The following is a 16,357-nucleotide window of genomic DNA, read 5'->3' as shown; positions in this document are numbered from 1 at the left end:
CATGCTTCTATACACCTTGCGTCGCATCAACCTGCTGCTCATCACCCTGCTGGCCCTGACCTTTGTCGCCTACCTGCTGGACTATCGCCTGCTCGGCCATCAGCTGAGTTTCTGGAGCGGCTACCCCGACTTCCTGCGCCATATTCTGGCCGGGGATCTCGGCCTCTCCAGCGTCTCCGGCCTGCCGGTACTGGACGAAATCCGCCACTACTTCCCGGCGACCCTGATCCTCTGTCTGGCCGCTTTCACCGTCTCGCTGCTGGTGGGGATCCCGCTCGGTACCCTGGCCGCCCTGTCACAGGGCAAGCCGCTGGATCTCTCCATCATGACCGCCGGCCTTATCGGCTATGCGGTGCCGGTGTTCTGGCTGGCTTTGCTGGTGGTGATGCTCTTTTCGCTCGATCTCGGCTGGCTGCCGGCATCGGGCCAGATCAGCCTGCTCTATGACGTGCCCCCCATTACCGGGATCGCCGTCATCGACGTGCTGCTGAGTCAGGAGCCCTGGCGTCAGGCGGCGCTGCACGATGCCCTTCGCCACCTCATCCTCCCCTCGCTGGTGCTGGCGGTGGTGCCCACGACCGAGGTGATCCGCCATGTGCGCAGCTCGCTCATCGACGTGATGAAGCAGAACTACATCAGAGCGGCAGCCAGCCGTGGCCTCTCCAAGTGGCAGATTGTCTGGCGCCATGGTCTGAAAAACGCCCTGCCTCCGGTACTGCCTTTGCTCGGTCTGCAGCTGGGCAGTGTGCTCACCTCCGCCATGATCACCGAGGTGGTGTTCGAGTGGCATGGCATCGGCCGCTGGCTGGTCAGCAGCATCGCCCTGCAGGATTATGCCGCCATTCGCGGCGCGACCCTGGTCATCGCCAGTTTCGTCATCCTGATCAGTGTCAGCACCGAGCTGCTCACCACCCTTATCTATCCGGCACGGCGCAAAGAGCTCTATGCCAAACAAGATTGAACGCGCTCATGGCGTGACCAGGAGCCAGGTACCCTATGCAAGATAAATCGAACATCTATCCCGAGCTCAAGATCCTCTCGCCGCTGGAGCAAACGTGGGCCTCCTACAGCCGCAATCCGCTTGCCATGGCCGGACTGTGGGGCTTTTTGCTGCTGCTGATCATCACCCTGTTCGGCCCGCTGGTGGTGCCCTACGGCATCGATGAGCAGCACGCAGAGCATCTGCTGCTGGCCCCCTCCTGGGCCAACAACGGCAATATCGACTTCTTCCTCGGCACCGACGATCTGGGACGGGATATCCTCTCCCGGCTGGTGGTCGGCGCGCGGCTCACCTTCGGCTGCGCCCTCATCGTGGTGGTGATCGCCATGGTGGTCGGTTCTGCCATCGGCATCCTCGGCGGCATGAGCAAGGGGCTCAAATCGAGCGTATTGCACCATCTGCTCGATACCCTGCTCTCCATCCCCTCCCTGCTGATGGCCATCATCATGGTTGCCATCATGGGGCCCGGCCTTGGCAACACCCTGATCGCCATCACCCTCGCGTTGATCCCGCCGTTTATCCGGGCTACCTACAACGCAGTGCATGCCGAGATGCAGAAGGAGTACATCATCGCCAGCCGACTCGATGGTTCGCCCCCCTTGCGGATCATGCGGCTGGCCATTTTGCCCAATATCGTCGAGACCCTGGTGGCCCAGACCACCCGCACCCTCTCGGCCGCCATCCTCGATATCTCCGCGGTCGGTTTTCTCGGCCTCGGCGCCCAGACGCCCCAATCGGAGTGGGGCGCCATGCTCGCAGACTCGAGCGATCTCATCTATCTCGCCCCCTGGACCGTCACCCTACCCGGCATCGCCATCCTGTTCAGCGTGCTGGTGACCAACCTGGTTGGTGAGGGCATCCGCGAAGCGCTCAAAGAGGGGAATGACTGATGCCGTTGCTAGATATACGCAATCTCACCATCGAGATCGACACCCCGCAGGGCAAGGTGAAGGCGGTAGACAAGGTGAGCCTCACCCTCAACGAGGGGGAGATCCGCGGACTGGTCGGCGAATCCGGCTCGGGCAAGAGCCTGATCGCCAAAGTGATCGTCGGCATCGAAAAGGATAACTGGACGGTGCGCGCCGACCGGATGCGCTTCAACGACATGGATCTGCTGACCATGGCGCCCCGCGAGCGGCGCCGCATCATGGGCCGCGAGATCGCCATGATCTTCCAGGATCCCATCAGCTGTCTCGACCCCTCCGAGGAGATTGGCACCCAGCTGGAAGAGGCGATCCCGACCGATTCGTTCGAGGGACAGTTCTGGCAGCGCTTCCAGTGGCGCAAGAAGCGGGCGATTGCCCTGCTGCACCGGGTCGGGGTCAAGGATCATCGCAAGGTGATGCGCGCCTATCCCCATGAGCTGTCGGATGGCATGTGCCAGAAGGTGATGATCGCCATGGCGATTGCCAACCAGCCGCGCCTGCTGGTTGCCGACGAACCCACCAGTGCCATGGAGTCCACCACCCACTCCCAGATCCTGCGGCTGCTGGACAAGATGAACAAGCTGGGCAACACCACCATCCTGATCATCAGCAACGACATCGCCGCCATCGCCAACCTGACCGATACCATCAACGTGATGTACTGCGGCCAGATGGTGGAAGTAGGTACCCGCGAGCAGATCCTCGAGACGCCGCATCACCCCTATACCGATGCGCTGCTCAAGTCGATCCCCGACTTTGACAAGCTGGTGCGCCACAAGTCGCGCCTCGAAACCCTGCCCGGCGTCATCCCGCCGCTGCAGCACCTGCCCATCGGCTGCCGGCTCGGCCCGCGCTGCCCCTATGCCCAGAAGCAGTGCGTACAGACCCCGGTGATGAACAAGGTGAAGGGACACCAGTTCAGCTGCCACTTCCCGCTGAACATGGAGGAGCCGAAAAAATGATGACCAGCAACGCCCCCGCCAGAGAGGCGCATGTGATTGAGCCCTCCCTGCTGCAAGTGAGGGGCCTGAGCAAAACCTACCAGAACCGCACCGGCCTGTTCCGTCGTCAGGCAGTGGAGGCGATCAAGCCCCTCTCGTTCGATCTCGAAGTGGGCCAGACCCTGGCCATCGTCGGTGAAGCGGGCTCCGGCAAGAGCACCCTGGCCCGCATTCTGGCCGGGATGATTGAGCCCACCAGCGGTGACATCGCCATCGACGGCCAGCTGATGGTGCATGGCGATTACCAGACTCGCTGCAAGCTGCTGCGGATGATTTTTCAGGATCCCAATACCTCGCTGAACCGCAAGATCCGGGTTGGCCAAATTCTGGAGACACCGCTGCGTCTCAACACCGAAATGACCGAAGAGGAGCGCCGTGAAAAGGTGGTGCAGACCCTGCGCATGGTGGGTATGCTGCCCGATCACGCCCTCTTCTACCCGCAGATGCTCTCCTCCGGTCAGCAGCAGCGGGTCGCACTGGCCCGGGCGCTTATCCTCAACCCCAAAATCGTGGTGGCCGACGAAGCACTCACCACTCTGGATATCTCGGTACGCTCCCAGATCATCAACCTGCTGCTGGAGATGCAGGAGACCATGGGGCTGAGCTATGTGCTGGTCGCCAACGATCTGGGTATCGTCAGCCATATCAGCGACGAGGTGCTGGTAATGCATGAAGGGCGCGTGGTGGAGCGCGGCAAGACCCTCAAGGTGTTTGCCGACCCCCAGCACGAGGTGACCCGCCGCCTCATCCAGAACTACAACAACGAATATCGCAAATAGAGAGGAGCCGGCCGCCTCCCCTGCCGCTGTGTTTCACCGTTCTCACACGGCAGGATCAAAAAAGCCCACTGCATGCAGTGGGCTTTTTGTTATCGGAGTCGCGGCTTAGGCTTGCAGCAACAGGCGGTTGATGCGGGAGACGAAGCTCGCCGGATCGTTCAGCCCGCCCTGTTCGGCCAGCTGGGCCTGTTCGTGAAGCAGGGTGACCCACTCGCCAAACAGTGCCTCGTCCTGAATGGTGTCGAGTTTCTTCACAAGCGCATGGTCGGGGTTGAGCTCCAGAATGTACTTCTGCTCCGGTACCGGTTGGCCGGCGGCACGCATCAGCTTGATCATCTGGGTGCTCATGCCGTAGGCGTCGGTGACGATGCAGGAGGGGGAGTCGGTCAGACGATGGGTGACACGCACCTCTTTCACCGCTTCACCGAGGCTCTTCTTGACCCGCTCAACCAGACCGGCGTTGGCTTTTTCGGCCTCTTCCTGCGCCTGCTTGGATGCTTCATCTTCCAGATCGCCGAGATCCAGTTCGCCACGGGTGACGGAGATGAGCTGCTTGCCGTCGAACTCGGTCAGGTGGCTCATCAGCCACTCATCCACCCGCTCCCACATCAGCAGCACTTCGACACCCTTCTTGCGGAAGATCTCGAGGTGCGGGCTGTTCTTGGCAGCGGCATAAGAGTCGGCGGTGATGTAGTAAATCTTCTGCTGACCTTCCTTCATGCGGCCAACGTAATCCTCGAGAGAGACGGTCTGGGCCTCGCCTTCACCAGCGGTGCTGGCAAAGCGCAGCAGCTTGGCGATCTCTTCGCGGTTGGCGTAATCCTCGGCTGGGCCCTCTTTGAGCACATTGCCGAACTCGCTCCAGAACTTGGCGTACTTCTCGGCATCATCTTTCGCCAGCTTGGAGAGCATGGTCAGGACGCGCTTGGAGCAAGCCTTGCGCAGAGAGGCGGTCACCTTGTTGTCCTGCAGGATTTCACGGCTGACGTTGAGCGGCAGATCGTTCGAGTCCAGCACCCCTTTGACGAAGCGCAGGTAGGTCGGCATAAATTGCTCGGCGTCGTCCATGATGAAGACGCGCTGTACGTAGAGCTTCAGACCGTGCTTCTGCTCGCGGTTGTAGAGGTCGAACGGTGCGCGGGCCGGTACGTAGAGCAGGCTGGTGTACTCCTGCGCCCCTTCCACCCGGTTGTGACCCCAGAGCATCGGATCTTCAAAGTCGTGGGCGACGTGCTTGTAGAACTCCTGATACTCCTCGTCCTTGATATCTTTCGGGTTGCGGGTCCACAGTGCAGTCGCGCGGTTGACCTGCTCCCACTCACCCGGGGTGCCGACGATGGTTTCACCATCCTCTTCGCGATCCGGCGTACCCTCTTTGTACATTTCCACCGGCACGCTGATGTGGTCGGAGTATTTGCTCACCACAGAGCGCAGACGCCAGTCGTCGAGGAACTCGTCCTCTTCGGCACGCAGGTGCAGGATAACGTCGGTACCGCGACCGGCTTTGGTCACGTCAGCCACGGTGAAGGAACCTTCGCCTTCCGATTCCCACTGCACGCCCTGCTCCGGAGCAGTACCGGCGGCGCGGGAAACCACGGTCACCTTGTCGGCAACGATAAAGGCGGAGTAGAAACCGACCCCGAACTGGCCGATCAGCTGGGAGTCGCGTCCCTGATCGCCGGAGAGGTTTTTGAAGAATTCTGCGGTGCCGGACTTGGCGATGGTACCCAGGTGCTCGATCACCTGATCACGGGTCATACCGATCCCGTTATCGGAGATGGTCAGGGTACGCTTCTCTTTGTCCACCACCAGGCGCACACGCAACTGGCCGTCGTTTTCGAACAAAGAGGCATCGGAAAGCGCCTTGAAGCGCAGCTTGTCCGCCGCATCGGATGCGTTGGAGATCAGCTCGCGCAGGAATACTTCTTTGTTGGAGTAGAGGCTGTGAGCCATCAGGCTCAGCAGTTGTTTGACTTCAGTTTGAAAGCCGTGGGTTTCGGCATGAACACTTTGGGTCATGGACCAATCCTCAGAAACATCGGGTTGAACATACGCCCAACCTAGATGGGGACAGCGATCCAAATATCAAGGGGGCGAATGCGCAATCCTGCTCATTCGCCCCCTTTTTCCATTCAACTGCCGATTTTCTGATCAAGCCGCAATGATACAGCCCTATGCCCGCCCCTTATTTGAGGCGCTGACGCCCCATCAGGGAGTGGGAGAGCGTGGTGCCATCCACCAGCTCCAGCTCGCCCCCCACCGGCACGCCATGGGCGATGCGGCTCACCTCTACCCCGGCCGCACGGGCCATATCAGCGATATACCAGGCGGTGGCATCCCCCTCGATGGTGGGGTTGGTGGCGAGGATCAGTTCGCTGATCGCCTCATCCTTCAGGCGGCGCTCCAGAATATCGAGCCCCAGCTCCTCGGGGCCGATACCATCGAGCGGCGACAGATGGCCCATCAGCACAAAGTAACGACCGGAAAACTGGCCGGTCTGCTCGATGGCAGCCACGTCCGCCGGGCTCTCCACCACACAAAGCAGACCGTTCTCTTCCCGCTTGGGATTGGCGCAGATATCGCAGCGATCGTTCTCGGTAAAGGTGCGGCAGTGGCTGCAGTGACCAATCTCGGTCAGGGCGCGGGAGAGCAGCTGAGCCAGCCGCAAGCCGCCGCTGCGCTCGCGCTCAAGCAGGGTAAAGGCCATCCGCTGTGCCGATTTGGGCCCCACCCCCGGCAGTACCTGCAGGGCTTTCATCATCTCGTCGAGCAGGGGACTGAATTTCATAACACACCTCACACTGGCCAACCCGCACAACTCTCTGGATAACCGCGGGTAAGCTGAACTGGATAACACAACTGGCGCAGGACTATACCCGAGCCCGCCGCCCATCGCTATCGGCTTGCCAACAGAGTCCACAAAAAACGCGGATAACAAAAAGCCCTGACGTTTCCGTCAGGGCTTTGCAATTTGGCGGTGAGGGAGGGATTCGAACCCTCGATACGTTGCCGTATACACACTTTCCAGGCGTGCTCCTTCAGCCACTCGGACACCTCACCAAATTTTGGTCTGTTGTTTATCGTGTTCAGCCAACACTGTGTTCGCTGCGCCGTTGCGCTGGAACGGGGCGTAATTTAGGGGAAAGCCCCGCCCGCGTCAACGGCTTTTTTGGCAAAACAGAACGTTCGCGGAATTAATGTACAGATTCCGGCGCAACCTGCATTTCAGGCAGGTTGAGGAAGCCCAAACGCTCGCATTCGGAAACCACTTCATGGGTCGCGGCAATGGTGCTCTGCACAAACAGCAGGAACTGCTCGACACTCAGGCCCGCCTTGGTAAACACGGTGTGGCCAATGACCAGACGCGGCAGGTTGTCGTCGATGATATCGAGGAATACCTTGAGCGAGGGGTACTGCATATTAAAGCGACCGAGTTCAGCCACCAGCGGCAACAGGGCCGAAGGACGCACTTCCAGCTCGGATGAGAACAGCAGACCTTCCTCTTCCACGAAGATCCGGCTCTCCTGAATGCCATCGACCGACTGCAAGGAGACAATGTGGATACCATGGCACTGATCGCAAACGTAGTGCTCGATGCGAGCCTGTTGCAACCAACGCATGATCATTTCGGAGCTGGGGATATTCATTATTTCCACGACAAGATTGGGATCGAGGGGCGCAGTCTAAACCAATTTTCCGGCAACCAAAAGCACGCCAGCCCAATAACCGCGCAGCTTGCTTCTTTTTGGCAAGCGCTATGCATATACTCAGCCCAATCCACGGCTACGCTTGCCCCACAGGGGGCCCCATGACCATCCAAGAAAAGTATCGCCTCCATCTGAAATCCCTCTCGGATGAGCTGCTCGCCCTGCAAAAACCCATTCGCATTCTGGATGCCATCAAGTGGCCACGACAGACCCAGGAGCGCTTTCTGGCCGATGGGGGGCGTACCCTGCCCGCCATCGACCGCCGCTTCTACGAGTCCCTCCCGCTTGGCTTTGAGCCACGCAACAAATACCTCGAACTCAAGGAGCTGCGAGACAGGATCCGCAGAAAACTGGGACCACAAGATGATCTGGGGCTCATTCTGCAAGAGACGGTCGATCAATACATGGTGGTGATCGAGATGCTGCGCCAGCGCGGCCAGTCCGATTTTCAGCGTTATAGCCAGCTGCTCTACGGCTCGGCCAGCGATCATCTGCGCGGCGATCGCAAGACCCTCAAGGAGCTGGGTGCTCGCCTGTGCGATATCTTCTCCCTGCCCGGCGCTCGCCATCTGGTACGCCCCTACCCCAAGGAGTTCGAAGGGGAAGCGGCGGTGGCCAAATTGCAGGGCAAGCTGTCGAGCTATTTCAGTGACGGCACAGTACAGGTCAAGCTGAGCGATGGCATCGTGTCGGATGCAGCGGCCGGCGGCGATTACATCAAGCTCAACTCCCACGCCCGCTTCTCCGAGCTCGATCTGCAAGTGCTGGAAGTGCATGAGGGGTGGGTACATGTGGGCACCACCCTAAACGGCCGCCAGCAGCCCTACGCTACCTGGCTGAGCGCAGGTTCGCCGCGTATTACCGCCTGTCAGGAGGGGTTGGCCGTCCTGATAGAGACCCTCACCTTTAGCTCCTTCCCGGATCGGGCCAAGCGCATCTCCGATCGGGTTATGGCCATCGACATGGCCGAGCATGGAGCCGACTTTATCGAGGTGTTTCAGCACTTTGTAGGCCAGGGTACCAGCGAGCACGATGCCTACAAGATCACCCAGCGGGTATTTCGCGGCGGCATGGTCGAAGGGGGCGCCTGCTTTACCAAGGACCTCTCCTATGTGCGGGGTTATGTGGAAACGGTCAACTTCATCCGCAGCGCCGTGCTGGAAGGAGTGCCCGAGATCCTGCCGATGCTGTTTGTCGGCAAGGTGACGCTGGACGATATTCCGGTGATCTATCAGCACTATCTGGAGGGATTGATCGCCGCGCCCCGCTACCTGCCGCCGATGTTTCGCGATCTCACCGGCCTCTATGTCTGGTTTGGCTTTGCCTCCGGCATGTCGCTGGTCGATATCGGCCGAGTACAGCAGCACTTTCGTCAGCTGTTTCACCGCCTGCCAGTGGCTGATCCCATCATTGCCCCCGTCGATATCGAGATCGACTGAACGGCAAATAGAGAAAAAGGGGCGCCAGATTGGCGCCCCATTTTATTCATACCTTGTCCAAACGCGGGTTATTTGAACGCCCGCCCCTCCAGATAGTGTTTGCGGCAGAGCGACACATAGCGATCGTTACCACCGATCTCTACCTGCTCGCCATCGCGCATCACCTGCCCGGCTTCATTGACCCGGGAGTTCATATGCGCCTTGTTGCCACACCAGCAGATGCTCTTCAGCTCTTCGAATTTGTCAGCCAGACAGAGCAGATGGTAGGAGCCGGGAAACAACTCGCCACGAAAATCGGTCTTGAGGCCATAGGCAATCACCGGAATATCCTGCTCGTCAACGATACGGGCCAGCTGATAGACCTGCTCCTTGGTCAGGAACTGAGCCTCATCCACGATAAACACATCGATGTGCTTGTTGGCATGGCGCTCTTTGACCATCTCGAACAGATCGCAGGTATCGCTGAACACTTCCACTCTCAGCTCGAGACCCACCCGGGCACTGATCACGCCGACACCGAAACGATCGTCGATGGCAGGGGTCATGGCCAGCGGGTGCATCCCCCGCTCCAGATAGTTGAAGTGTGCCTGAATGAGCTGGGTCGATTTGCCTGAATTCATGGTGGCAAACTTGTAGTGCAGTGAAGCCATGATACTGTTCCGAAACTGAATTTATGGGGCGCATGCTAACCAAAGCCCCCGCCAAAACCAAGGGGCCCGTGGGCCCCTTGCTCTATTAATGTTATGCCGTCGCGAGCGCTGGCTGCGCTTTGGCCTTTTTCAGGTGGTAACTGGTAAAGAGCACAAACCAGAGGGCGCTGACGCTGAAACCGGCAAAACCGGAGTGCATCAACCCCATCACCAGATAACCGAGAGCGGCACCGAAGGCGATGGCCAGTGCATAGGGAAGCTGGGTCATCACGTGATCGATGTGATGGCAACCTGCCCCCGTCGCAGAGAGGATGCTGGTACTGGAGATGGGAGAGCTGTGATCCCCGAACACCGAGCCCGCCAAAACAGCTGCCAGCATCGGCAGCATCAGACTGATATCGCTCGCTGCAGCCATGTCACCGGCCAGCGGCAACATGATGCCGAAGGTGCCCCAACTGGTGCCGGTGGCAAACGCCATGGCACAGGAGAGGATGAAGACCACAGCCGGCAGCACCTCGATTGGCAGATTGCCGTTGGCCAGAGATGCCAAGTACTTGCCGGTCTCCACATCGCGCACTACGGCACCGATGGTCCATGCAAACAGCAGGATATTGATGGCCGGCAACATGGCCATAACGCCTTGCGGGGCGGCCTTGATCCAGTTCTTGGCGCCGAGCTTCAGACGCATCGCCAAACCGATGGAGACCACCAGACTGCAGATCGCGCCATAGACCAGCGAGGAGCCCACATTGGTGTTTTCAAACGAACCGAGCAAGCTGAAAGGCAGGCCCTTTTCGCTCAGGGCAGCGGCACCCGAGTCAATCATGAAATAGACGGTGGCGGTGGTCAGAGTCAGGATCGGCAGCACCATGTCGATCATGCCGCCATTGCTCTCCTCCGGGCTCTCCATATCCAGCCCGATGGGACGCCCCTTGGATTCATCCCACAGCTTGCCTTCCAGCGCCCACTGTTCGTGTTGACGCATCGGGCCGATATCGAGCTGAAACGCGATGACGACCAGCACCATGATCAGGGTGAAGACAGCGTAGAGGTTCATCGGGATCATCTCGACGAACGCAGAGATGGGGCTCTGATCGGTCAGACCGTGGGCCGCCATGATGCCACCAACCAGCGCGATGATATAAGCGCCCCAGGAAGAGATCGGCATCAATACGCAGACTGGCGCAGCGGTTGAGTCCAGCAGATAAGCCAGCTTGGCACGGGAGATCTGGAAGCGGTCGGTCACCGGACGGCAGATAGCACCCACCGACAAGCTATGGAAGAAGTCATCGATAAAGAAGGCAAACACCATCATGCCGGTGAGGGTCTTGGCCCCTTTGCGGGTCTTGGCGCGCTTGGCGGCCCACTCGGCAAAGGCACGGGTTGCACCGGATACGCTCATCAGGCTGATGAGACCGCCAAGCAGCAGCATAAAGAGCAGCATGTTGATGTTGTCACGGTTGAGTGCGCCATCAACCCAGAAAATCTTCAGCACGGTACCCAGCAGATATTGCAGGGAGTCGAGAGGAGAAAACTGATTGAGCAACAGACTGCCGGTTAAAATACCGACGCCAAGCGACAACAGCACGCGGCGGGTCAGGATCGCCAAGGCGACAGCCAATAAGGGGGGAAGTACGGACCAACCGGAGTCGGCAAAATGACTAATGTCCATGATCTCTTTTCACCTAAAGAAAACAGGTGGAGATCTACCGAGAGGATCTAAAGAAACAAAACCTATGGGGAGGTTATACTCCTCAGCCCCTTCAGGTAGCGCTCCATAGTGGATGACTATGGCAGTCCTGCACCTATTAGATGCAGAACCAGCAGCCCGGTATGATGGCCTGGCCACTTCGGCGCTGACTCCTTTCCTTGTGCATCATCGGCATCACCCTCCGCACAAGTAGTCATAGGCAGCGCGCCTCTACTTAAAGGTATTCGAGAGACATTTTATCCAGCTGGCAGCTTATAGCAAGTTTTTTGATTAAATAATCATGATGTATGACGTTAGCACCCAAAAAGGTAGTCAATTGATGCAGCTTCGCTTCTTTTTGCGACACATTTAACCAATCAAAGCCTCATAAGCATCCATTAATATGATTGAATGCCGAATATAATCTCTCGTGATGACGATTTATCTTCTACTTATTATTTTTGCCCTTCTTGACTTATTTAAAGTGACACGTAAAAATCAGGATGAACATAATATTTCCTTCTGACTTGACGTGGACAATCCTATGAATGAATTTTTGAAAGTGCTGCTTAATATCCGCAGTCTGCGTGCCACCTGCCGTGAACTCTCTCTGGAGCAGCTGGAAGAAGCGCTGGAAAAACTCTCAGCAATCGTTGCCGAACGTCAGCAGGATGAAGCCGCTGAGCGTCAGGCTCGTGAAGAGCATCTGCGTAAAATCAATGAATATACCGAAATGCTGAAAGCTGCCGGTATTGATCCTGCAGAGCTGGTCAGCGCTGTTGCAGCTACTCCAGCCAAGGCAGAAAAAGCCAAGCGCGCCCCTCGCCCTGCCAAATATCGTTATGATGATAACGGCGTAGAGAAGACCTGGACCGGTCAGGGTCGTATGCCTTCTGCTATTGCCAAAGCAGTTGAAGCAGGTAAATCACTGGAAGATTTCGCTATCTGATTTCAGTGATAGATACCAATAAAAAACCTCGCTATTGCGAGGTTTTTTATTGGCTATGTTCTGAATGTTTATCTGCGATCCGTGGCTTTGATCCAGAATACTTCTTGTCCCTTTGACCGGCAGATAAGATAACGGGCAATAGTAAAGAACCAGTCGCTCATCCGGTTGAGATAGGCCAGCGCATCGAGATTCACGCACTCTTCGCGACTCAGGGTCAACAGCAGGCGCTCGCAGTGACGAACTAGCGTCCGCACCACATGGGCCTGCGCAGCCGCACGGGAACCGCCAGGCAGAATAAACTGGCGCAACGGCGGCAAATGTTCACTGTAGCTGTCGATCTGTTGTTCCAGTCTGACAATCCAGCTCTCATTGACTTGCCAAATTGACTCATTTTGGGCTGCGCTGGAAAATGCCAATTCACCGCCCAGATCAAATAGCTCTTGCTGCAACAACTGCAGATCCGCCAATAAACCGGCTTCTTGCTGGGGGATCTCGCAAATCAGCAGACCTATATGAGAGTTGAGCTCGTCAATATAGCCATAGGTTTCTACCCGCAAATGATCCTTGGCCAAACGGGTACCATCTGCCAACCGGGTCATCCCCTTGTCACCCTGCCGGGTATATATTCTCATTCTGACATCCTGTTAATAATGGGAATAATCATCGACTCCAGCCCGTTGAGCTTGATCTCGTATGCAAGAGCCAATGTCTGGCCCAGTTTACCCGCCGGAAAACCACTGCGGGCCATCCACACCAGATAAGGCTCCGGAATATCGATGATGCGCCGCCCCTGATATTTGCCGTAAGGCATTTTATGGCTCAGGGTAAGCAGCACCTGCTCATCGGATAGCCACTCCATATTAATCGATATCCAGATATTTATGGGTCTGAATAGAGAGTCGCCAATTACGTGCAATACAGGTTGCCATCGCGAGCTGGGTGGCTCGTGGTTTCTGACTGATAGGCTGCAATGCAATAACAACATCCGGACGCAGGTTTGCGGTAACCAGCAGAGCGTCAAGCTCTTCAATATGATGTTCTGTTGCCACCGGATGCTTGATCTCGTTGGCCCGCTCAAGCGCAGAGACCAGCACCGGCAACCCGCCTTTCATGCCGATCTTGGGTGATACCGTGACCCAGGTCTGCTCATGAGTCTTGATTTCGCTGGTACCACTGGTTTCAATCTGAACCTGATAACCCGCAGCCAACAGCGCTGACGAGAGCTCGGTCAGATCGTAGAGACAGGGCTCACCACCGGTGATCACCACATGACGCGCCTGATAGCCAAGCTCGACAAAGCTGGCAAGGATCTGCTCGGTTGTGAGCTGGCTCCAGCAATCCGACTCGTTGGAGCGATCCAGCACACGCACTCTGCCCACTTCACGAGCAGGATCGACCACCCAGGTATGTCGGGTATCGCACCAGGGGCAGCCCACCGGGCACCCTTGCAGGCGAACAAAGATGGCGGGCAGGCCGGTAAAGACCCCCTCCCCCTGGATGGTCTGGAATATCTCGTTGATTGGGTAGTGCATCTTGGTCACAGCTTGTTGCAAAAGCCGCGGATTATACCCCAATCATCAGCCAGAGGCAGGCTCATGCTCCGCTTTTCTCACCCAGTCCGGTTTTCTCACGCATTTTGGCCATGATCCCCGCTTTGTCTGCCAGATAACCGTCCAGTCCGCGGCTACGCAGATTACATGCGGGACAGGTGCCACAGCCATCGCCAGCGATGCCGTTGTAGCAGGTCAGCGTCTGCTGGCGCACCGTATCGAGATGGCCATAGTGATCCGCCAGCGCCCAGGTTTCGGCCTTGTCGAGCCACATCAGTGGAGTTTCAAAACGGATGCCGCGATCCAGCCCTAGGGAGACCGCCTGATTGAGCGCCTTCACGAACTCGTCGCGACAGTCGGGATAACCGGAAAAATCGGTCTCGCATACCCCGGTGATCACCGCTTCGGCACCGACCTGATAGGCATAGATAGAGGCCAGCGTGAGGAACAGGATATTGCGGCCCGGCACGAAGGTATTGGGCAGGCCATTATCCTGCAGATCACAGCTCACCGGGATATCGTCACGAGTAAGTGCAGAGATAGCCAGTTCGTTGAGCAAGGTAACATCCATTACCTTGTGAGCGGTGACACCCAGCAGTTGCACCAGATGGCGGGCGGTATCGATCTCTTCCCGATGACGCTGGCCATAGTCGAATGTGATCGCATGAACTTCGTCATAATTGGCCTGCGCCTGCACCAGACAGGTAGTGCTGTCCTGACCGCCACTAAATACCACAACTGCTTTTTTCATACTGAGAACTCCTTGCAATGTCATGTCCGGCGCCCCTCGGCAAAGGCTTGCCACTGGGTATTGAGCCGTTCGAAAAGGGTAAGCAGGGGGGCATAGCGTTCGGGCTCGCCCTCCCATTGAGATAACAGATGGTAGCCCGCCTCTATCGTCGAGAGGGCTTCAGGAAACGGCTTTTTACGAATCGCATATTGCCCTGCGATGGCGCCAAGCCCAATCCGCGGCAAGCGGGCCAGTGCCGGGTTGCTCTGCAACATCCGAAAGGCTTTGCGCCAGGTGCCATCGAGCAGAATAAACGCTACGGCGGTCGCAGCTGGTGAGACGCTCGCCATCTTCTCTCTGAGTTCAGCAGGTGAAATGGACTCTTCATCCGGCCAGAGCAGATAACAGCGCAAAGAGGGGTCGGCAAGCAGGTCGTTGAGCCACCTATCGCCGGAAAAATCCTCCCCGACCCGGATCTCTGCTTGCTGCAGCGAGGCAGCCAGCAGTACTGCGGTGCCCTTTGGGTGGGCCACTTCATAGGGATGCTGAAGAATGAAGAGAGGCGTACGGTTTTCAAGTGGCACGATATATTCACACAGGCACGCTTTGAGGGCTCGGGCACAGCGTGTACAGTATCGACTGTTTTTGTCGTTGGGCTGTTTCATGTCGTCAGAAAAATCTGGATTGCTCTGGGTTATCACGCTCTCTCTCACCAGCTTGCTGCTCTTTTTTACCGTGCCTGATCTCCAGCTCTCCTTCGACCGGACAGAGATTGCTCACGGTGAAGGGTGGCGGATCATAACAGGCAATCTGGCTCATACCAATCTGTGGCATCTGCTGCTCAATCTGGCAGGTTTAATTATCCTCTACTGCCTGTTTCGCGACTACCTGGGCAATAACCGGCTGCCACTCCTGATGCTGCTGCTCTGGAGTGCCGTGGGGCTCGGGATCTGGTTCTGGTGCCCGCACACCCAGTGGTATATGGGGCTGTCGGGCTCACTGCACGGACTGTTTGTCTGGGGAGCCATCCAGGATATCCGCCATGGTCGCCGTACATCGGGTTGGCTGTTGCTGGCTGGCGTGGGGCTCAAGCTGGCAATGGATTTCTACAATGCGGGCGAGAGTCCTATATCGACGCTGATCGGTGCCAGAGTCCACATAGAATCTCATCTGATTGGTGCAGGTGCAGGCCTGCTACTCGGCCTGCACCGGTCTCGGTGACGGCCGGGATTACGCCCCCGCCAGCTCGCGATTGATGGCAGCCAGCATGGCCGCCGGATCTGCGGCCTGAGTGATGGGACGGCCAACCACCAGATAGTCGGATCCCGCATCCACAGCGGCTTTTGGCGTCATCACGCGGCGCTGATCACCTGCTTCTGAGCCGCTTGGACGGATCCCCGGGGTCACTAGCTTGAAATCAGCGCCCAGCAACGCCTTCAGCTCGCGCGCTTCGTTGGCCGAGCAAACCACACCGTCAAGCCCGGACTCTTTGGTCAGCCTGGCTAGCCGGATCACCTGCTCGGCAGGGGTCACATCAAGGCCCAGCGGCGCCATGTCGGATTGTTCCATGCTGGTCAGCACAGTCACCCCAATCAGCAGTGGCGCCTTGTCGCCATAAGGCTGCAGCGCATCGACGGCTGCCCGCATCATTCGCTCGCCACCACTGGCATGCACGTTGACCATCCAGACGCCGAGCTCGGCACTGGCGGCTACCGCCTTGGCGACGGTATTGGGAATATCGTGAAATTTCAGATCCAGAAAGACATCAAATCCCTTGGCAACCAGCAGGCGTACAAACTGCGGGCCAAACAGGGTAAACATCTCCTTGCCAACCTTGAGACGGCACTCGGCCGGAGAAATACGTTCAATGAACGCCAAGGCATCAGCTTCGTTCTGATAATCCAGCGCTACCAGTACTTTTGGATCGAGCATCTCA

General features: G+C 57.7%; 18 protein-coding genes, 1 tRNA gene and 1 riboswitch. Of the genes, 7 read left to right on the top strand and 12 right to left on the bottom strand.

Annotated elements, in window-relative coordinates; all coding sequences use genetic code 11:
- Position 1: 1 nt before the first annotated feature.
- The 4 genes from AAHA39_RS09995 to AAHA39_RS09980 are packed head-to-tail and all read left to right on the top strand — an operon-like array spanning position 2 to position 3,706.
- Positions 2–961, top strand: coding sequence for an ABC transporter permease (locus tag AAHA39_RS09995; RefSeq protein WP_041210362.1), 960 nt, complete (start codon positions 2–4; stop codon positions 959–961).
- A 35-nt stretch (positions 962–996) separates the two neighbouring features.
- Positions 997–1,890 (top strand): ABC transporter permease subunit, encoded by an 894-nt coding sequence (locus AAHA39_RS09990; protein ID WP_033114661.1) that lies wholly within the window; start codon positions 997–999, stop codon positions 1,888–1,890.
- Positions 1,890–2,888 carry a peptide ABC transporter ATP-binding protein gene (locus AAHA39_RS09985; RefSeq protein ID WP_041210364.1) on the top strand — a complete coding sequence of 333 codons (999 nt, stop codon included), beginning with the start codon at positions 1,890–1,892 and terminating at the stop codon, positions 2,886–2,888. The genes AAHA39_RS09990 and AAHA39_RS09985 overlap by 1 nt, the downstream gene beginning before the upstream one ends.
- A 32-nt stretch (positions 2,889–2,920) precedes the next feature.
- Positions 2,921–3,706, top strand: coding sequence for a peptide ABC transporter ATP-binding protein (locus AAHA39_RS09980; RefSeq protein WP_033114706.1), 786 nt, complete (start codon positions 2,921–2,923; stop codon positions 3,704–3,706).
- Between the two features lie 105 nt (positions 3,707–3,811).
- On the opposite strand, the gene htpG is transcribed toward AAHA39_RS09980, so the two are convergent.
- From htpG to AAHA39_RS09960, 4 genes are all read right to left on the bottom strand, one after another.
- Positions 3,812–5,725 carry a molecular chaperone HtpG gene (gene htpG, locus AAHA39_RS09975; RefSeq protein ID WP_320655945.1) on the bottom strand — a complete coding sequence of 638 codons (1,914 nt, stop codon included), beginning with the start codon at positions 5,723–5,725 and terminating at the stop codon, positions 3,812–3,814.
- A 166-nt stretch (positions 5,726–5,891) separates the two neighbouring features.
- Positions 5,892–6,494 carry a recombination mediator RecR gene (gene recR, locus AAHA39_RS09970; protein WP_005346280.1) on the bottom strand — a complete coding sequence of 201 codons (603 nt, stop codon included), beginning with the start codon at positions 6,492–6,494 and terminating at the stop codon, positions 5,892–5,894.
- 184 nt (positions 6,495–6,678) lie between these two features.
- Positions 6,679–6,766 (bottom strand) — tRNA-Ser (locus tag AAHA39_RS09965).
- A 134-nt stretch (positions 6,767–6,900) separates the two neighbouring features.
- Positions 6,901–7,326, bottom strand: a complete 426-nt coding sequence (locus AAHA39_RS09960) for a YbjN domain-containing protein (protein ID WP_033114573.1) — start codon at positions 7,324–7,326, stop codon at positions 6,901–6,903.
- Between the two features lie 188 nt (positions 7,327–7,514).
- Here AAHA39_RS09960 and AAHA39_RS09955 point away from each other — a divergent pair, with 188 nt between their 5' ends.
- Positions 7,515–8,852, top strand: coding sequence for a flavohemoglobin expression-modulating QEGLA motif protein (locus tag AAHA39_RS09955; protein WP_219277309.1), 1,338 nt, complete (start codon positions 7,515–7,517; stop codon positions 8,850–8,852).
- A 68-nt stretch (positions 8,853–8,920) separates the two neighbouring features.
- On the opposite strand, the gene AAHA39_RS09950 is transcribed toward AAHA39_RS09955, so the two are convergent.
- Both AAHA39_RS09950 and AAHA39_RS09945 read right to left on the bottom strand, forming a co-directional pair.
- Positions 8,921–9,502, bottom strand: coding sequence for a thymidine kinase (locus tag AAHA39_RS09950; RefSeq protein ID WP_041207468.1), 582 nt, complete (start codon positions 9,500–9,502; stop codon positions 8,921–8,923).
- A 91-nt stretch (positions 9,503–9,593) separates the two neighbouring features.
- Positions 9,594–11,174 carry a Na+/H+ antiporter NhaC family protein gene (locus AAHA39_RS09945; protein ID WP_320655944.1) on the bottom strand — a complete coding sequence of 527 codons (1,581 nt, stop codon included), beginning with the start codon at positions 11,172–11,174 and terminating at the stop codon, positions 9,594–9,596.
- Between the two features lie 88 nt (positions 11,175–11,262).
- Positions 11,263–11,434, bottom strand: a riboswitch (Lysine riboswitch).
- Between the two features lie 302 nt (positions 11,435–11,736).
- On the opposite strand from AAHA39_RS09945, the gene AAHA39_RS09940 reads away from it, so the two are divergent.
- The gene (locus AAHA39_RS09940; RefSeq protein ID WP_033114565.1) at positions 11,737–12,141 is read left to right on the top strand and encodes an H-NS family histone-like protein; all 405 of its coding nucleotides are present in this window, start codon (positions 11,737–11,739) and stop codon (positions 12,139–12,141) included.
- 68 nt (positions 12,142–12,209) lie between these two features.
- Here the strand turns inward: AAHA39_RS09940 and AAHA39_RS09935 are convergent, their stop codons facing one another.
- The 5 genes from AAHA39_RS09935 to AAHA39_RS09915 form a co-directional block, all read right to left on the bottom strand.
- Positions 12,210–12,773 carry a cob(I)yrinic acid a,c-diamide adenosyltransferase gene (locus tag AAHA39_RS09935; RefSeq protein WP_320655943.1) on the bottom strand — a complete coding sequence of 188 codons (564 nt, stop codon included), beginning with the start codon at positions 12,771–12,773 and terminating at the stop codon, positions 12,210–12,212.
- A complete protein-coding gene (locus AAHA39_RS09930; protein ID WP_033114563.1) occupies positions 12,770–13,000 on the bottom strand; it encodes a DUF3820 family protein in 231 nt (76 codons plus the stop codon). Before AAHA39_RS09930 ends, AAHA39_RS09935 begins: the two co-directional genes overlap by 4 nt.
- Before the next feature lies 1 nt (position 13,001).
- On the bottom strand, positions 13,002–13,673 hold the full coding sequence (queE, locus tag AAHA39_RS09925; protein WP_320655942.1) for a 7-carboxy-7-deazaguanine synthase QueE: 672 nt from the start codon (positions 13,671–13,673) through the stop codon (positions 13,002–13,004).
- 61 nt (positions 13,674–13,734) lie between these two features.
- Positions 13,735–14,442 (bottom strand): 7-cyano-7-deazaguanine synthase QueC, encoded by a 708-nt coding sequence (queC, locus tag AAHA39_RS09920; RefSeq protein WP_320655941.1) that lies wholly within the window; start codon positions 14,440–14,442, stop codon positions 13,735–13,737.
- A gap of 20 nt (positions 14,443–14,462) precedes the next feature.
- Positions 14,463–15,086, bottom strand: coding sequence for a tRNA-uridine aminocarboxypropyltransferase (locus AAHA39_RS09915; RefSeq protein WP_320655940.1), 624 nt, complete (start codon positions 15,084–15,086; stop codon positions 14,463–14,465).
- On the opposite strand from AAHA39_RS09915, the gene rrtA reads away from it, so the two are divergent.
- Positions 15,085–15,642 carry a rhombosortase gene (gene rrtA, locus AAHA39_RS09910; RefSeq protein WP_320655939.1) on the top strand — a complete coding sequence of 186 codons (558 nt, stop codon included), beginning with the start codon at positions 15,085–15,087 and terminating at the stop codon, positions 15,640–15,642. The two genes, AAHA39_RS09915 and rrtA, sit on opposite strands and share 2 nt — an antisense overlap.
- 9 nt (positions 15,643–15,651) lie before the next feature.
- Here the strand turns inward: rrtA and pyrF are convergent, their stop codons facing one another.
- Positions 15,652–16,353 carry an orotidine-5'-phosphate decarboxylase gene (gene pyrF / locus AAHA39_RS09905; RefSeq protein ID WP_320655938.1) on the bottom strand — a complete coding sequence of 234 codons (702 nt, stop codon included), beginning with the start codon at positions 16,351–16,353 and terminating at the stop codon, positions 15,652–15,654.
- Between the last annotated feature and the right edge of the window lie 4 nt (positions 16,354–16,357).

The organism is Aeromonas sp. SE22 (assembly GCF_038739755.1).
GTDB lineage: Bacteria > Pseudomonadota > Gammaproteobacteria > Enterobacterales > Aeromonadaceae > Aeromonas > Aeromonas jandaei.
This window is presented reverse-complemented; position numbering and strand designations above follow the sequence as displayed.

What these genes read in the sequence shown, in the direction of transcription:
- AAHA39_RS09990 (WP_033114661.1), top strand. Translation starts at nt 997, where the DNA reads ATGCAAGATAAATCGAACATCTATCCCGAGCTCAAGATCCTCTCGCCG.
- AAHA39_RS09935 (WP_320655943.1), bottom strand. Translation starts at nt 12,773, where the DNA reads ATGAGAATATATACCCGGCAGGGTGACAAGGGGATGACCCGGTTGGCA.
- AAHA39_RS09955 (WP_219277309.1), top strand. Translation starts at nt 7,515, where the DNA reads ATGACCATCCAAGAAAAGTATCGCCTCCATCTGAAATCCCTCTCGGAT.
- recR (WP_005346280.1), bottom strand. Translation starts at nt 6,494, where the DNA reads ATGAAATTCAGTCCCCTGCTCGACGAGATGATGAAAGCCCTGCAGGTA.
- AAHA39_RS09995 (WP_041210362.1), top strand. Translation starts at nt 2, where the DNA reads ATGCTTCTATACACCTTGCGTCGCATCAACCTGCTGCTCATCACCCTG.
- AAHA39_RS09930 (WP_033114563.1), bottom strand. Translation starts at nt 13,000, where the DNA reads ATGGAGTGGCTATCCGATGAGCAGGTGCTGCTTACCCTGAGCCATAAA.
- AAHA39_RS09945 (WP_320655944.1), bottom strand. Translation starts at nt 11,174, where the DNA reads ATGGACATTAGTCATTTTGCCGACTCCGGTTGGTCCGTACTTCCCCCC.
- AAHA39_RS09940 (WP_033114565.1), top strand. Translation starts at nt 11,737, where the DNA reads ATGAATGAATTTTTGAAAGTGCTGCTTAATATCCGCAGTCTGCGTGCC.
- pyrF (WP_320655938.1), bottom strand. Translation starts at nt 16,353, where the DNA reads ATGCTCGATCCAAAAGTACTGGTAGCGCTGGATTATCAGAACGAAGCT.
- AAHA39_RS09950 (WP_041207468.1), bottom strand. Translation starts at nt 9,502, where the DNA reads ATGGCTTCACTGCACTACAAGTTTGCCACCATGAATTCAGGCAAATCG.
- AAHA39_RS09960 (WP_033114573.1), bottom strand. Translation starts at nt 7,326, where the DNA reads ATGCGTTGGTTGCAACAGGCTCGCATCGAGCACTACGTTTGCGATCAG.
- AAHA39_RS09915 (WP_320655940.1), bottom strand. Translation starts at nt 15,086, where the DNA reads ATGAAACAGCCCAACGACAAAAACAGTCGATACTGTACACGCTGTGCC.
- queC (WP_320655941.1), bottom strand. Translation starts at nt 14,442, where the DNA reads ATGAAAAAAGCAGTTGTGGTATTTAGTGGCGGTCAGGACAGCACTACC.
- queE (WP_320655942.1), bottom strand. Translation starts at nt 13,673, where the DNA reads ATGCACTACCCAATCAACGAGATATTCCAGACCATCCAGGGGGAGGGG.
- rrtA (WP_320655939.1), top strand. Translation starts at nt 15,085, where the DNA reads ATGTCGTCAGAAAAATCTGGATTGCTCTGGGTTATCACGCTCTCTCTC.
- AAHA39_RS09985 (WP_041210364.1), top strand. Translation starts at nt 1,890, where the DNA reads ATGCCGTTGCTAGATATACGCAATCTCACCATCGAGATCGACACCCCG.
- htpG (WP_320655945.1), bottom strand. Translation starts at nt 5,725, where the DNA reads ATGACCCAAAGTGTTCATGCCGAAACCCACGGCTTTCAAACTGAAGTC.